General features: G+C 70.9%; 12 protein-coding genes. 5 read left to right on the top strand and 7 right to left on the bottom strand.

The window, feature by feature from the left end:
- Positions 1-91: 91 nt before the first annotated feature.
- Both AB0I45_RS10060 and AB0I45_RS10055 read left to right on the top strand, forming a co-directional pair.
- Entirely contained in the window at positions 92-883 is a 792-nt protein-coding gene (locus AB0I45_RS10060) for an enoyl-CoA hydratase-related protein (protein ID WP_345030548.1), read from the top strand.
- An 11-nt stretch (positions 884-894) separates the two neighbouring features.
- Positions 895-2,913: an acyl-CoA dehydrogenase family protein gene (locus AB0I45_RS10055; protein WP_345030551.1), complete on the top strand. Its 2,019-nt coding sequence runs from the start codon at positions 895-897 to the stop codon at positions 2,911-2,913.
- 153 nt (positions 2,914-3,066) lie between these two features.
- On the opposite strand, the gene AB0I45_RS10050 is transcribed toward AB0I45_RS10055, so the two are convergent.
- Genes AB0I45_RS10050 through AB0I45_RS10030 form a run of 5 tightly spaced genes read right to left on the bottom strand, consistent with a single transcriptional unit; the run spans position 3,067 to position 7,977 of the window.
- Positions 3,067-3,759: a histidine phosphatase family protein gene (locus AB0I45_RS10050; protein ID WP_137318297.1), complete on the bottom strand. Its 693-nt coding sequence runs from the start codon at positions 3,757-3,759 to the stop codon at positions 3,067-3,069.
- 43 nt (positions 3,760-3,802) lie between these two features.
- Positions 3,803-4,648, bottom strand: a complete 846-nt coding sequence (locus AB0I45_RS10045; protein WP_345030553.1) for an SDR family oxidoreductase — start codon at positions 4,646-4,648, stop codon at positions 3,803-3,805.
- A complete protein-coding gene (locus AB0I45_RS10040) occupies positions 4,645-5,676 on the bottom strand; it encodes a phosphotransferase family protein (protein WP_345030555.1) in 1,032 nt (343 codons plus the stop codon). The genes AB0I45_RS10045 and AB0I45_RS10040 overlap by 4 nt, the downstream gene beginning before the upstream one ends.
- On the bottom strand, positions 5,673-6,944 hold the full coding sequence (locus tag AB0I45_RS10035) for an acyl-CoA dehydrogenase family protein (protein WP_345030557.1): 1,272 nt from the start codon (positions 6,942-6,944) through the stop codon (positions 5,673-5,675). Before AB0I45_RS10035 ends, AB0I45_RS10040 begins: the two co-directional genes overlap by 4 nt.
- A 1-nt stretch (position 6,945) precedes the next feature.
- Positions 6,946-7,977: a phosphotransferase family protein gene (locus tag AB0I45_RS10030; RefSeq protein WP_345030559.1), complete on the bottom strand. Its 1,032-nt coding sequence runs from the start codon at positions 7,975-7,977 to the stop codon at positions 6,946-6,948.
- 160 nt (positions 7,978-8,137) lie between these two features.
- Between AB0I45_RS10030 and AB0I45_RS10025 the strand changes: the two genes are divergently transcribed.
- The 3 genes from AB0I45_RS10025 to AB0I45_RS10015 all read left to right on the top strand — a co-directional run bounded on the left by AB0I45_RS10025 (position 8,138) and on the right by AB0I45_RS10015 (position 12,485).
- Positions 8,138-9,307 carry a CoA transferase gene (locus AB0I45_RS10025; protein ID WP_254668868.1) on the top strand — a complete coding sequence of 390 codons (1,170 nt, stop codon included), beginning with the start codon at positions 8,138-8,140 and terminating at the stop codon, positions 9,305-9,307.
- Between the two features lie 79 nt (positions 9,308-9,386).
- On the top strand, positions 9,387-10,862 hold the full coding sequence (locus AB0I45_RS10020) for a hypothetical protein (RefSeq protein ID WP_295690040.1): 1,476 nt from the start codon (positions 9,387-9,389) through the stop codon (positions 10,860-10,862).
- A gap of 84 nt (positions 10,863-10,946) precedes the next feature.
- Positions 10,947-12,485: a hypothetical protein gene (locus AB0I45_RS10015; RefSeq protein ID WP_295690038.1), complete on the top strand. Its 1,539-nt coding sequence runs from the start codon at positions 10,947-10,949 to the stop codon at positions 12,483-12,485.
- A gap of 61 nt (positions 12,486-12,546) precedes the next feature.
- Here AB0I45_RS10015 and AB0I45_RS10010 read toward each other — a convergent pair whose 3' ends face one another.
- Together AB0I45_RS10010 and AB0I45_RS10005 are read right to left on the bottom strand one after the other, a co-directional pair.
- Positions 12,547-13,719 (bottom strand): TAXI family TRAP transporter solute-binding subunit, encoded by a 1,173-nt coding sequence (locus AB0I45_RS10010; protein ID WP_295690036.1) that lies wholly within the window; start codon positions 13,717-13,719, stop codon positions 12,547-12,549.
- Between the two features lie 94 nt (positions 13,720-13,813).
- Positions 13,814-14,980, bottom strand: coding sequence for a thiolase family protein (locus AB0I45_RS10005; protein ID WP_295690034.1), 1,167 nt, complete (start codon positions 14,978-14,980; stop codon positions 13,814-13,816).
- Positions 14,981-15,238 lie beyond the last annotated feature (258 nt).

Here is a 15,238-nt window from a genome sequence, read left to right as displayed (position 1 = left end):
CGTGAGCCCTCCATAGACTCGGGAGCAGTACCTGAACGATTGTTCAGTTCTGCGGCGGTCGCCGCCGGACCCTGCGTGCGAAGGAGCACCCATGACCTCGATCGGACCCGAAATCGACTACCGGGTGGAGGACGGCGTCGCTGTCATCACCCTCAACCGGCCCGAGCGTCGCAATGCCTTCAACCGCGCGCTGCTCGCCGCCTGGGCCGCCGCGATCGACACCGCGGCCGCGGACCCGGAGGTCAAGGTCCTCCTCATCACGGGTGCCGGCAAGGGGTTCTGCGCCGGGGTGGACCTCGGCGAGTTCGGTGGGGTGACGGAGACGCTGCAGCGCCGCGCCTACCTGGCCGACGACGTCCATGCCGTCGCGCGCGCCCTCGAGCACCTCGAGAAGCCCTATATCGCCGCGATCAACGGTGATGCGATCGGTGCGGGGATGGACATGGCGCTCATGGCCGACATCCGCCTCGTCGGCACCGAGGCCCGGCTGTCGCAGGGGTACGTGCGCGTCGGTCTGGTGCCCGGCGACGGCGGGGCGCACATGCTGCCGCGCATCGTCGGCGAACAGCGCGCGCTCGAGCTCATGTGGACCGGCCGGTTCATCGACGGCGCCGAGGCGACCGAGCTCGGCATCACCATGGCCCACCACCCGACCGAGGAACTGCTGCCGGCAGCGATGGAGCTCGCGAAGTCGCTCGCCGCCGGCCCGCCGATCGCGATCCGCACGATCAAGCGCCTGACCCGCATCGCGCGCACCCAGTCGCTCACCGACCACCTCGTCCACGCCGCCGCGGAGCAGGCGGTCATCCAGTCCACCGCGGACTCCGCCGAGGCGGTCGCCGCGTTCAAGGAGAAGCGCGCCCCGCGCTTCGAGGGACGCTGAGGAGGCCGGCGATGAGCTCGACCGAGATCCGCACCCGCATCCGCACTCTGCTCGACGACTGGCTGTCGGCCGGCCGGTTCACCCCGACGGTGGACTGCTGGCTGCGCTCGGTGGACCGGGACTTCTCCCGCGCGCTCGGCGAGGCCGGGCTGCTCGGCATGACGTGGCCGGTCGAGCACGGCGGCGAGGGCCGGCCGAACACCGACCGGTTGGCGCTGACCGAGGAGATGCTGCGGGTGGGTGCTCCGGTCACGGCGCACTGGATCGCCGAGCGGCAGATCGGCCCGGCGGTGCTGCGCGCCGGGACTCCGGAGCTCAAGGCGGCGATCCTGCCCGACATCGTCGCCGGCCGGGCGATCATCGGGCTTGGGATGAGCGAGCCGGAATCCGGTTCGGATCTGGCGAGCGTGCGCACCCGAGCGGTGCCCACCGAGGGCGGGTGGATCCTCAACGGCCACAAGATCTGGACCACCCAGGCGCACAACGCCACTGCGATGTACATCCTCGCGCGCACCTCGGAGGAGGAGAAGAAGCACCAAGGGCTCAGCGAGTTCGTCATCGACATGGACTCCCCCGGCATCGAGGTGTCCCCGATCGTCGACCTCGCCGGCGAGCACCACTTCAACGAGGTCCGCTACACCGACGTGTTCATTCCTCGCGAGCGGCTCATCGGCACCGAGGGCGAGGGCTGGAAGCAGGTGATCGAGCAGCTGAGCTTCGAGCGCGGCGGACCCGAGCGGGCCCTGTCGACGTGGGTGCTCGTGCCCGAAGTGCTCGCCGCGCCCGGTCTGCGCACCGACGAGGGCGCGCTGCGCGACCTCGGACAGGTCGTCGCGGAGCTCTCCGCGCTGCGCCACATGTACCGCCGCATCGCCGCGGCACTCGACGCCGGGGAGGCGCCGATCCGGCTGGCGGCGGCCTCGAAGTTCATCGGCAACGGGTTCGAGAAGGGGCTCATCGACATCGCCCGCCGCCTCGTTCCCACCCCGGGTGAGAAGCTCGCCGGTCTCATCCAGCAGGCGCTGTGGGCGTCTCCGGCGTTCGGGATCCGAGGTGGGGCGGAGGACGTGCTGCTCGGCATCGTCGCGAAGCTCGAGCTGCCGCGTGACCTGTCGAAGGCCACCCCGCAGCCGCGCCTGGCCGACCCCGAGGCGCAGGAGCTCGTCGAGCTCGCCGGGAAGGTCGCCGGCGGCACCCTGCTCGACGTCGATCGCAGCGATGCCGGTCTGGACCGGCTGCGCTCGACGGTCGAGGACCTCGGCTGGACGCGGGTGTCCGTGCCGGAATCGGCCGGCGGGTCCGGCGGGTCCCTCGCCGATGCCGGGGCGATCGTGCGCGGGCTCGCCCGCCTGGGCGTCACCGCGGACCTGCCGGAGCACCTCGTCGCCGCGCACACCGGTGCCGGGCTCGGACAGCGGGAGGCCACCGCGCTCGCGTCGCTGCTCGACGCCGCGGTGCTCCTCGGTGCCGGGGAGGCAGCCCTCGCGCTGACCATCGGCCACGTCATCGAGCGCGAGCAGTTCGGGGCGCCGCTGGCGGCGATCCCGGCGGTGAAGTCGTGGATCGCACGGATGCGCATGCAGCTCGACCTCGCAGTCGAGTCCTACGACCGCGCCCTCGAGATCGCCGGCGAGGCGCTCGTCGCCGCCGAGGCCGATGATCAGGCCTCCGATGCGGCGGGCGGCCAACACAGGACGGCGAACGATCCGGCCGGCACCTCGGCAGCGGGCACCTCGGGCGAGAGCGCCCCGGGAACGGGGATCAGCGACGCCCAGGTGGCCGCCGCCCTCTCCGCGAAGGCGATCGCTGCGCAGGCCGGCGGGCTCGTCGCCGCGCAGACGCATCAGCTCCACGGCGCGATCGGGATCACCGCAGAGTACCCGCTCCACCACCTCACCCAGCTCATCTGGGCCACCCGCGATTCCGGCACCAGCGAGCACGCAGCGCTCGTCGAGCTCGGCCGCCTGGCCCTAGCCGGCGGCGAACCCGTGATCTGGGACCACCTCACCGACTCCGCCCCGGAGAGCTGAGACGGGCCCACCGACCACGTTGCGCGCCCCGAGTGATGCGCACGCGTCGAGTGGTCACAGATCCTTGAATCCACTCGATATTTCGAGGATCTGTGACCACTCGACGGGCGTCCGAGGAGAGGGTGCCGCGCAGCACCGCAACAGCGCAACCCCTCAGAAGCTCAGGAGGTCGGCTGCCTCGAGGTGGGAGATCTCGTTGCCGGTGAGCATGATCGCGCGATCGGCGGCGAAGCGCACCCGGGTGATCCCGGCGTGGGCGGGCCGGAACAGGAAGTCGCGGCTCAGCCCGTACTCCTCGGCGAGGAACGCGTTGATCACGCCGCCGTGGCAGGCGATCGCCACCTGGTCCCCCGCATGGCGCCGGGCGATCTCCCAGATCGCCCCGTGGACGCGGGCGCGGAACTCCGCCGAGCCCTCGCCGAGCGGGATCGAGTCCCAGGTCAGCGTCTCGATCATCTGCCGGCTGGCCGCGAGCGCGCGCTCGGTGCCGACGGCCTGCTCGAAGCTCTGCTCGCCGGGCACGTCCCGGAAGATCCCGACCTCCTTGAGCCGCTCGTCCACGACGACCTCGACCCCGTGGTGGGCGGCGATCGCCTTCCCGGTGTCGTGGGCGCGGGCAAGGTTCGAGGAGTACACCGCGTCGAGCCCGGCCCCGGCGAGCGCCTCACCCACGGCGAGCGCCTGCGCACGGCCCTGCTCGGAGAGGTGGGCGTCGTAGGCCATCGACTCCGGGGAGTCCTTGCCGGCGCGCACCTGCTGGCCGTGGCGGACGAGGTACACGTCCGTCGCATCATCGACGCGGGTCAGCAGTGCGGTGCCGAGGGCCCGCCCGAGGAAGTTGCTCATGGGTCTCCGTTCAGAGGTGGTCGGTCGGGAAGCCGGGACGCGCTCAGCTCGGGGCGCCGCCGTCGACGGTGAGCAGCGCCCCTGTGGTGTAGGACGCGAGCGACGAGGCGAGGTAGAGCACCGCGCCGACGATCTCGTCCGGCTCTCCCCCGCGCTCGGCGGCGAAGCTCTTGGCCCGCCTGCCGAACGCCTCCATGTCCCAGTGCTTGGCGATGTCGGTGAGGAAGGTGCCGGGCACCACGGCGTTGACCCTCACGCTCGGCCCGTAGGCGTGGGCGAGGGCGATCGTCGTCGCATTGAGTCCGGCCTTCGCCGCGGAGTACGGCACGGTCGAGGGCTTGGGGTGGAGCGCGGCGATCGACGAGATGTTGACGATCGACCCGCCCCCGCGCTCGGCCATCCGCTCCCCGAGCAGCGCGGAGAGCCGGAAGGGGCCCTTGAGGTTGAGGCCGATGACCTTGTCGTAGAGCTCCTCGCTGATACCGGCCACCGAGTCGTACAGCGGCGAGGAGCCCGCGTTGTTGACGAGCACGTCGACGCCGCCGAGCTCGTCCCACACCCGGTGGGCGAACTCCGTGCACTGGTCCCAGTCCGCGGCCTGCAGGGCGTAGGGGTGCACGCGCCCGCCGGTCTCCGTGGTGATCCGGGCGGCGGCGTCCTCGCACGAGGCGATCTTGCGGGAGGCGATCGCCACCTCGGCCCCGAGGGAGGAGAAGGCGCGCGCCATCTCGAATCCCATACCGCGCGAGCCGCCGGTGATGACGACCCGCTTCCCGGTGAAGTCGAAGCCCCACCGACCGGCGCCGGAAGTGCCGGTTCCCGAGGTGCCGGCGGGCGCCTCGGCGGGTGCGTTCCCGCCGTGGCCGGGTGCTGTGCTCTCGGTGCTCATCCGATGATCTCCATCGCCTGGTCGAACAGGGACACGGTGCGCTCGTGGAGCCGCCGGCCCACCGATTCCGGGGCGAGACCGGCCGAGGCGCGCGCCTGCGAGCCCTCGAGGATCGATCCGAAGCGGAAGCACGCGAGCACGTGGTAGAAGTCGACGTCGGAGACGTCGTAGCGGCTGGTCTCGCCGTAGGCGGCGACGACCTCGTCCTTCGCCGGCCAGCCGGGCAGGGCGAGGCCGTGGGTCGAGGCGAGCAGGTGCCCGAGGTCGAGGAGCGGGTCGCCGAGCGTGCACAGCTCCCAGTCGACGATCGCGGCCACGCCCGGTTCCTCCCGGGTGAAGAGGACGTTGCCCGGGTGGCAGTCGCCGTGGATGATCCCGGCGTTGCGCGCGTCGGGCATCCGCTCGGTGAGCCAGGCCGGGATCGCCTCGACGCCGGGGTGGTCGAGTCCGGGCCAGGACTCGAACTCGCGGTAGCTCTCGAGCTGCCCGACCCAGCGGCCGGGCTGCCGGGCGAGCCAGCCGTCGGGCTTGCCGAACCCCTCGAGGCCGGCGGCCACGTGGTCGATGTTGCCGAGCTCTGCGATCGCGCGGGCGTGGGCGAGGCCCATCGCGTGCTGCCAGTCGCGGTCGGCGGCGACGTGCTCGGGCACGCCGCTCACCCCGTTGAACCCGGCCACGGAGCGCATGATGAAGAACGCGTTGCCGAGCACCTCGAGGTCGTCGCAGGCCGCGATGAACTCCGGGTGCGGCACCCTGCTGCCGCCGAGGGCTGCGAGCACGCGGGCCTCGCGGAGCATGATCTGGTCGGAGTTCTTCCGCTTGTTCACCGGCGGGCCGCGGTAGATCAGTCGCTCGTCGTTCCACGTGAAGCCGAGCAGCACGTTCTGGGTGCCGCCGGTGAGGAAGTCCGGATCGGTGATCTCGCCGGGGCCGATCTGCTCGCGCAGCCAGGCGGCGAGCGTGTCGAGCTCGATCCCGGCCTGGCGCGCGTGCTCGGCGGCGACCGCGGCGTCGTCGACCTCGCTCACGAGGCCGCCTCGAGGTACTGGGCGAACTTCTTCTGCGCCTCCTCGGTGCGGGTGGGGATGTGCTCGCTGGGCACCGGGTGCGGCTCGTAGCCGCGCAGCACGCGCCGGGCCACGGTGACCTTGTGGACCTCGTCCGGGCCGTCGTAGATCCGGGCCGAACGGGCGTTGCGGTACATCTCCTCGAGCGGCAGATCACCGGTGATGCCGAGCGAGCCGTGCACCTGGATCGCCCGGTCGATGACGTTGAAGAGCACCTGGGCGCCCCAGAACTTGATGATCGCGATGTCGGTCAGCGCGGCCTTCGTGCCGCCCTGGTCCATCTTCCACGCCGCCTGCAGGGTGAGCAGGCGGGCCGCCTCGAGCTCCGCCTTCGAGGTCGCGACCATGTCCTGGATCATCTGCTTCTGGGAGAGCGTCGAGCCCTTGACCTCACGGGTGACGACCCGCTCGCACATCATGTCGAAGGCGCGCCTGCCCTGGCCCAGCCAGCGCATCGCGTGGTGGATCCGTCCCGGGCCGAGGCGCTTCTGGGCGAGCATGAATCCCTGCCCCTCCTCGCCGACGAGGTTGGCCGCCGGCACCCGGACGTCCTGGTAGAGGATCTCCGCGTGCCCCTTGTCGCCGGCGGCGTGCGACAGGCCCATGACCGGGATGTCGCGCAGCACATTCACGCCCGGGGTGTCGCGCGGGACGATGATCATCGAGGCGCGCTCGTGCGCCTCGGCGTCCGGGTCCGTCACGACCATGACGATGAAGAAGTCCGCGTGGGAGCCGTTCGAGGAGAACCACTTGTGGCCGTTGATGACGTACTCGTCGCCCTCGCGCACCGCACGGGTGGTGAGCATCGTCGGGTCCGCCCCGGCACCCGGCTCGGTCATCGAGAAGCAGCTGCGCAGCTCACCGGCGAGCAGCGGCTTCATCCACTTCTCCTTCTGCTCCTCGTTCGCCGCGATCGCGAGCAGCTCGGCGTTGCCGGAGTCCGGGGCGTTGTTGCCGAAGATCGACGGGGCGAAGACGCTCGCGCCGAGGATCTCGTGCATGAGGCCGAGCTTGAGCTGGCCGAAGCCGCCCCCGCCGAGCTCCGGTTCGAGGTGCGCCGCCCACAGCCCCTGGTCCTTGACCTGCTGCTTGAGACCGTCGGAGACCTGCGTGAAGGCCTCCGGGCTGAGATCGGCGACCTCGAGCGGCATGATCTCCTCGCGCACGAACGTGCGCATCCACTCGAGCTTCTTCTCGAACTCGGGCTCCGTTGAAAAGTTCCAGCTCATGTCAGTTCTCCTCCTTGAGAATGGTCAGCGCCTGCTTGGCGAGCTGTTCCACACCGGCGCCGGCCTCCTCGGGATCGAAATCGAGGTCACCCATCTGTCCGGTGATGAGACGGGTGTAGACGCCCTCGCGGATGCATGCGAGCTTCCACATCGCGAACGCTGCGTAGTAGTTGACGTTCGACGCGGTGATGCCCGACTGCTCCTCGTAGCGGGCGATGAGCTCCGCCTTCGTGGGGAAGCCGTGCTCCGGCCGCGGCACCCAGATGCTCGTGTGCTCGTCCGGGGTCGTGAGCATGGCGATGAAGTAGCCGAGGTCGGTGAGCACCTCGCCGATCGCGGTGAGCTCCCAGTCGACGACGGCGTTGATCGTGCCGTCGGGGGCGAAGATCATGTTGTTCGGCTTGTAGTCGCCGTGCGCGATCCCGATGAAGGAGTCCGCGGCCTCGGGCATCTCTGCGGCGAGGACGTCGTGGACCTCCTTGATCTCCGGGATGTCGCGCTGGGTGATCTGCTCGAACTGGCCGAGCCAGCGGCGCAGCTGGCGCTCGATGAGGCCGCCGGGACGGCGCAGGTCGGTCAGTCCCACGGCGTCGACGTCGACGCGGTGGATCGCGGCGAGCGTGTCGATCATCCCGAAGGCGGTGTCGCGCTTGTCCGCGTCGGGGATCCGGGCCCAGTCCTCCGGGGTGTTGATGGGGAACCCGGGGCAGTGGTCCATGAAGACGAACGGGACCTCCATGACGGCCGGGTCGTCGACGATCTCGAGGACGTTCGTCACCGGCACGTCGGTGGGTCCGAGCGCGGCCATGATGCGGCCCTCGCGGGCGACGTTGTGCGCGCTGCCGCCGGTGTGTCCGAGCGGCGGGCGGCGCAGCACCCAGCGCGGCTTCCCGTCGACCTCGACGGTGTACGTGAGATTCGAGCGGCCGATCGAGAGCACGGTGTACGTCACGTCGGCGGCGCCGAACCTGTCTTCGATCCAGCGGCCGACCGTGACCGGATCGATCCCGGCCGGAGCAGTGGTACCGGTCACCTTTGACCTCCTGAGTGAACAATCGTTCGAGTCTTTTGAACCGTATGGAATCCGGCGCGCAGTGTCAAGCCCCGAAACCGGGGACCGGTCTGCCGGGCCCGAGGCGCCCTGTGGGAGAATCGAACGACTCGTACCGGCTGCTCATTCAAGGATGAATCCTGTGACCATCGACATCACCGCACCCAATCCCGGCCCGCTCTCCGGCGTCATCGTCGCCGATTTCTCCCGCGTGCTCGCCGGACCCTACTGCACAATGATCCTCGGCGACCTCGGCGCCACCGTCATCAAGGTCGAGAGCCCCACCGGCGACGACACCCGCGCCTGGACGCCCCCGGCGTACCAGGGCAGCGCCTGCTACTACCAGGCGGTCAACCGCAACAAGCACTCGATCGCCCTCGACTTCTCCGACGCCGACGACCTCGCCGTGGCGAAGGACATCGCCGCCCGCGCCGACGTCTTCATCCACAACTTCAAGCCCGGCTCGATCGACAAGTTCGGCCTCGGCTACGACGGCGTCAAGGAGATCAACCCGGACATCATCTACGCCCACATCAGCGGCTTCGGCACCTCGGGTGCGGGGGCGGCGCTGCCCGGCTACGACGTGCTCGTGCAGGGCATGGCCGGGCTCATGGACATGAACGGCGAGGCCGACGGCGAGCCGGTGCGCTCGGGTGTGTCGATCTTCGACCTCACGACCGGGATGATGACCGCCGTGGGCATCACCTCCGCCCTGCGCCACAAGGAGCGCACCGGGGAGGGCCAGCTCATCGAGAACAACCTCATGGCGAACGCGATCTTCACCATGGCGAACCAGTACCAGGTCGCCTCGACGACGGGGAAGCACCCGACCCGCAACGGCAAGGAGCACCCGACGATCTACCCGTACAACGCGTTCCCCACCGCCGACGGCGACCTCATCGTGGTCGCCGGCAACAACGGCCAGTTCGCCCGCCTGTGCCAGGTGCTCGGCACCCCGGAGCTGCTCACGGACGAGCGCTTCGACAACCCGGAGAAGCGCAATATCAACCGCGCCGAGCTGCGCCCGCTGCTCGAGCGCGCGCTGTCGGTCAAGGGCAAGGACGAGTGGTTCGAGCTGCTGCGCGGCGCCGGCCTGCCGTGCTCGCCGGTGCAGAACGTCAGCGAGGGCCTCGAGTCCGCGCGTGAGCTCGGCATCGACCCGATCTGGCACACCGAGGACCCGGAGTCGATGCCGACCGTGCGCAGCTCGCTGAGCATGTCGGCCACCCCGGCGAGCTACCGCAAGGAGCCCCCGCAGCTCGGCGAGGACTCCGATGCGGTGCGCGCCTGGCTCGCCGGCACCGACAGCTGACCCGCGCCGCGGCCGAGGTGTGCCGGGACCGGCACACCACCGCCACGCCCGGCACCGTCGCCATCCCTAGGCTGGCATCATGAACCGGATCCTCGTCGCCCTCGGACTGCTCCTCGCCCTGCTCGGCGGAGCCGGGTGCGGGCTCATCGACACCCGACCGAAGTCCACCCATGCGGAGTTCGTGCAGGCGGCGTCCGCGCTCGCCGGAGTCGACTCGGTCATCGCGACCGGTTCATCCGAGTTCCAGCTCACGCTCGACACCGGGGCGCAGGAGGCGGAGCTCGCCGATACCTCCCAGGCCCTGTTCGACCTCGTCAACGGGCACCGCTATCCGGACGGGGCGCCCACACTGAGCGTCGAGAGCGGGGTGTTCACCGGCGAGATCGGCGTCATCCGCCGAGGCGCCGGCCCGGGAGTGCCGCAGCCGGGCCCGCTCGCCCTCGAGCACCTGCCGTTCCTCCACGCCCTTCCTGCGGTGGAGGAGGGCACGCTCGGGGACGGCAGCGGCGCCTCGGTCCGGCTGCAGGAGGGGACCGACATGCGCACCTGGACCAGCGACGCGGCGGCCGCCCCGCGCGAGCTCCGGCTCTCCGCCCACCGCCCGATGACCGACGACGAGATCCGGGTGCTCCCGCCGGACGATCGAGAAGCCGCGGAGACGACGGACGGCGCCGCCGAGCCCGACCAGCATTCCGCCGAGCCCGAACCCCCGGACGTGTCGATCGACCTCGACCTCTCCCGACCGGATCTCCCCGCCGACCTCGTCCGGCTCCACGACACCGTCGAGTCGGTCTCCGCGACCCTGATCGACGCCGATCTCAGCAGCATCGACACCGCCCCGGACACCGCGCTGGCCGTGCCCGCCGACAGCGACATCCCCGCGGTCCTCGCGGCGTTCGAAGCCGAGTACGGACCTGATCGGCTCGACGACGTGCGCGTCGCTTCGGCGGAGGGACTGTCCGTCGGCGGGGGCGAGGGCGACGTCGACGCGTTCTTCGAGGCCCGGGGGCTGCTCGAGGCGACCGGGGCCGAGGTGCGATCGATGGACCTCCGGCGCGACTCACTCACCGCCCGCATGCCGGATGGCGACACCCTGCGAGACGTGTCCGCTGCGGTGAGCGGCTCGGATTGGCCGCTGTCCGCCGACACCCGGCTCTCCGTCGAGCACACCTCCCACCCCGACGACTCGCCGTACTTCACCGCCGGCTCCTGGCCGGCGCACGCGGATCTGCTCGCCGCGCTGTGGGACGCCGGGTTCGACTCCGTCCGGATGTCAGCCGGCAACCAGCTCAGCGACTTCGACCTCCGCCTCTACCGCACCGAGACGCAGGACCTCACCAGCGCCGACAGCCGGGCCGCGCTCATCGACGTGCTGCGTAAAGTCGGCTGGGGCGGCCGGGCCCAGATCTCGCTTGCGACCGGCGACCACCTCATCTTCTGGTCCACTGCGGACGGCGCGGCCGAGGAGCCGTACATGGCCCTCCACGGAGCCGACCGGGAGCCCACCGGCTGGGCCGCGGACTTCCTCGCCGAATGGGACGCCACCGCCGGCTGAGCGGCAGGCACCCGCCGCCGAGGTGTGCCGGACCTGGCACAGCACGGCCACACCCGGCACCCGCCCCATTCCTAGGCTGGCCTCATGAAACGGATCATCGTCGCCCTCGGCCTCCTCGTCACCCTCCTCGTGGCGTCCGGCTGCTCCGTGATCGAGCGGTTCGGCCAGGGCATCTCCGATCCGCGTCCGCGCTCCTCGATCGGTGCGCTGGTCGACGAGATCCGCACCCTGCCCGGCATCACCTCGGCCACCGAGACCTCGCCCGGCACGGTCGAGGCGGACCTCCGCACCGACGCCTCGGCGGACGAGCTCGGCGACACCGCAGGGGAACTGTTCGACCTCGTCAACGACTTCCGGTATCCCGGCGGCACGCCCGCAGTCACCGCGACGAGCGGGAAGTTCACCGCGAGCGTCCCCGAGGCGCTCCCGAACACCCTGTACGACCCGCCGCCCACCGCACCGGCGCTCTCGGCGCTGCCGTACCTCCACACGCTCCCCGATGTCGCCTCCGGCCATCTTCCGGGCGGCTGGGGGATGCTCGGCGGCATGCACCCCGGCCCGCTGCGCCCGAGCTCGCGCATCGTGCTCGAACTCGACCCGGGCACCGACATGGCCGCCTGGACCGAATCCGTCGCCGCCCGGACCCGACCCTACGAACTCGACGTCCACCGGCCGCGGACCGCGGACGAACCCGCCGACCCCACGCCGCAGGATCTCCGCGGGGAGATGGATCGGCCGAGCGCGATCGAGTACGTCCTCGACCTCGCCGACCCCGGCACCCTCCCCGTGCTCCGCGACACCCACTCAGCACTCACCGGGACGGACCAGCTGCTCACGCGCGCGGAGATCAGCCCCTCGCGCAGGGACACCGCGCTGTCGATCCAGGTCCCCGCGCCCACCGACATCGTCCCCGCCTTCGAGCACCTCGAGAACGAGCTCGGCCCGATCGGCTACGGCGAGGGCACGGAGGTCGACATGATCACCGACGACGGGCTCGCCACCAGCGAACCCGACGAGGGCTTCGAGGACCTGTTCGTCGTCATCGAGCCGATCGTCGAGCGCGGCGGCACGGTGACCGGGCTCGGCGGCGACGGGACCGCCGCGGGGAGCACCGTGAGCGTCGGCGTGCCGGACGCCGATGCGCTGCGCGACATCGTCGACTACGCCGCGTCCGAGGACTGGCCGCTGAGCCCGGACACCACGCTGAAGATCGGCACGGACCCCCACTGGTCGACTTCGGCCACCGCGGTCGCCCAGTGGCCCGCGCAGGTGCCGCTACTCGCCGCGCTGTGGGAGGCCGGCTGGGACGCCTCGACGGTCGACGACCTCCGCGGCCTGTCCGGCGACGGCACACCCAGCACCTTCGACCTCGGGATCACTGTCGCCGCCCGGGACCGGACCACGGCCCACACGCAGGCCGAGCGGGAGGAGATCGTCCGGCTCCTCCGGCAGCGCGACTGGGACGGCACCGCATCGATCCGGATCAGCATCGGCGACGACGAGCTGCGCTTCTACAGCACCGCGGACGGCGTCGCCACCGACCTGAGCTACGAGAAGTACAGCGAGCAACCGGCCCGCTGGGAGAAGGACTTCATCGCGCTCTGGGACGCCACCGCCGGGTGAGCGCGGCAGTCAGACGGCGGCAGTCAGTCCTCGTGCGGGATCATCACCCCTCGCGCGGCAGTCAGTCCTCGCGCGGGATGTGGGGCGCGTGCTCGGCCTTCCACTGCTCCCAGGTCTCGGCGAGCTCGTCCTCCGGGGTGGACTCGAGCACCTCGGGCCAACCGGCGCGCAGGGTCTCGCCGCGCTCGATGAGCAGCTGGTTGCGCTCCTCGTGCTCCGGGGTCCACAGGCCCTGCTCCTCGAGGTACTTCACCAGGCCGTCGTGGTGCGGGAGCACCATCGGCATCCAGTCGATGTCCTCGAACTTCCAGTCCTTCGTCGTGGCGGTGGCGTCCGCGTAGAGCGGGTACGCCTCGTGGAAGGTCTTCACCATCGCGTAGACCTCGTCGACGCTGAAGTCGGCGTAGGTGGTCATCTGGATCGCATACGTCGGGCCGTGCTTGACGGTGTCCTCCATGCCGACCGCGGACTCGAACTCCTCGATGACGACGGAGGGCGCGTACTCCTGGAGCCGCTTCTCCGCCTCGGCGTCGCCGTCGAAGTCGACCCACCGGTAGTCCATCTGGGTGGCGACCTCGATGATCGCCGAGGACTGCGCCCCGAAGTACACCATGTCGAGTCCGCCGTTCTTGAACATCTCCGGCTGCGCGCCGTACTCGACCGGGACCTTGACGACGTCGTCCGGAGTGAGGCCGGCATAGGCGAGGATGCCCATGATCTTCTCCTGCGAGGACGGGTTGGCCGCCATCCACGGCACCCGCTTGCCCTCGAGGTCCGCGAGGGTCTCGATGCCGGAGTTCCCCGCCACGCCGACGGCCACGGTGGTCGGAGGGGTCCAGTACGTCCTGAGGTCCTGCGGCCCCCAGTCGGGGGACACGAACTCGTACTTGCCCTCGAAGGCGTAGAACGCCTCGTCGGACAGCCGGGCCGTCTGCGCCTGGCCGGTGCGCAGCGGGGTGAGCCGGCCGACCCCGGTGTCCGAGCCGAGGATCCGCACCTGCGTGTCGTACTCCTTGATCAGCGCCTCGGCGACGGCGGCCTGCTCGGAGTAGTTCGAGGTGCCCACACCGTAGCCGGTCCACACCGTGGCCTTGGGCAGGCCGTTGGCGTGGTGACCGGCCTGGGACTCGGCCACCGGGGTGCCGCTGCTCGTGATCTCACCGCAGCCGGTGAGGGCGAGGGCGGCGACGGCGATCCCGGCGAGCGTGCGCCGGATCCGGTGGGGGTGCGTCAACGTGGGTCTCCGTGCAGGTGTCGGGTGCGGCCGGCGGGGATCGCCCCGGGGAGCCGCGCCGCGGGTCGGGCGGTGTGACGCCCGGCGCGACAGGTCAGTCGATGAGCTCGAGGATGGTGGCGTTGGCCTGGCCGCCGGCCTCGCACATCGTCTGCAGGCCGTAGCGGGTGCCGGTGCGGCGCATGTGATGGACGAGGTCCGTCATGATCCGCGCGCCCGAGGCGCCCAGCGGGTGGCCGAGCGCGATCGCCCCGCCGTTGGGGTTGACCCGGTCCCAGTCCACGCCGATCTCCTTCATCCAGGCGGCCGGGACCGAGGCGAACGCCTCGTTGACCTCGAACACGCCGATCTCGTCGGCCGACAGCCCGGACTTCACCAGCGCCTTCTGGGTGGCCGGGATGGGTGCGGTGAGCATGGTGATCGGGTCGGCGCCGGCGAGCGTCGCGGTGTTGACACGGGCGATCGGGGTGAGGCCGAGCTCGCGGGCCTTGACGTCGGTCATGACGAGGAGGGCGGCGGCGCCGTCGGAGATCTGCGAGGAGTTGCCGGCGGTGACGACGCCGTCCTCCTTGAACACGGTCTTGAGCGCGCCGAGGGAGTCGAGCGTGCCGCCGGGCCGGATGCCCTGGTCAGCGGCGAACTCGAACTCCTCGCCCTCCTTGGTCAGGCCGGTGAGCGGGACGATCTGCGCGGCGAAGTCCCCGCGCTCGGTCGCGGCCTGTGCACGGGCGTGCGAGTCGAGGGCGAGCTGGTCGAGCTCGGTGCGGTCGAAGCCCCAGCGCTCGGCGACGATCTCCGCGCCGATCCCCTGGCTGAACTCCTCCTGCCCGTAGCGCTCGAAGATCGTCGGACCGAACGCCTTGCCGGGGCCGTTGGCGCGGTTCGTGCCCATGGGCACGCGGGTCATCGACTCGACGCCGCCGGCGACGGCGATGTCGTAGTGCCCGGCGACGACCGAGGCGATTGCGAAGGTCAGCGCCTGCTGCGAGGAGCCGCAGGCGCGGTCGACGGTGGTGCCGGGGGTGGTCTCGGGCCAGCCGGCGGCGAGCGCGGACCAGCGGGCGACGTTCGAGGACTGCTCGCCGGCCTGCACCACGCAGCCGAAGACGACGTCGTCGACGAGGGCGGGGTCGAGCGAGTTCCGCTCGGCGAGGGCGGACAGCACGTGGCCGCCGAGGGTGACGGGGTGGATGTCGCGGAGGGCTCCGCCGCGCTTGCCGACTGCGGTGCGGGCTGCGTCGACGATGACTGCTTCTGGCATCGGGTGTCTCCTTGAACTGCGGTGTCCCGGACGGTGGTGCTTCTGACGATGGGCTGCGGTGGCGCTGCGGTCGATGGTCGGGGTGCGGCCCACGCCAGTGGCCCGCATCACCATTTATACACCTGTGGCAATGAATTTTGGGAATCTTATGTGTTCCGTGTAACAATTTCGCAGGGCCGCAGGCCGTCCTGCACGCCCTGCCATCGCGCTCTTCCGAGTCCTCAGTCATTCAACGGCGAATCCCCCGCGGATCCGCCC

It is taken from the genome of Brevibacterium sp. NPDC049920 (genome assembly GCF_040656435.1).
GTDB classification, from domain to species: Bacteria; Actinomycetota; Actinomycetes; order Actinomycetales; family Brevibacteriaceae; genus Brevibacterium; species Brevibacterium pityocampae.
The sequence above is the reverse complement of the archived record's forward strand: the minus strand, read 5'-3'. Positions and strand labels throughout refer to the sequence as shown.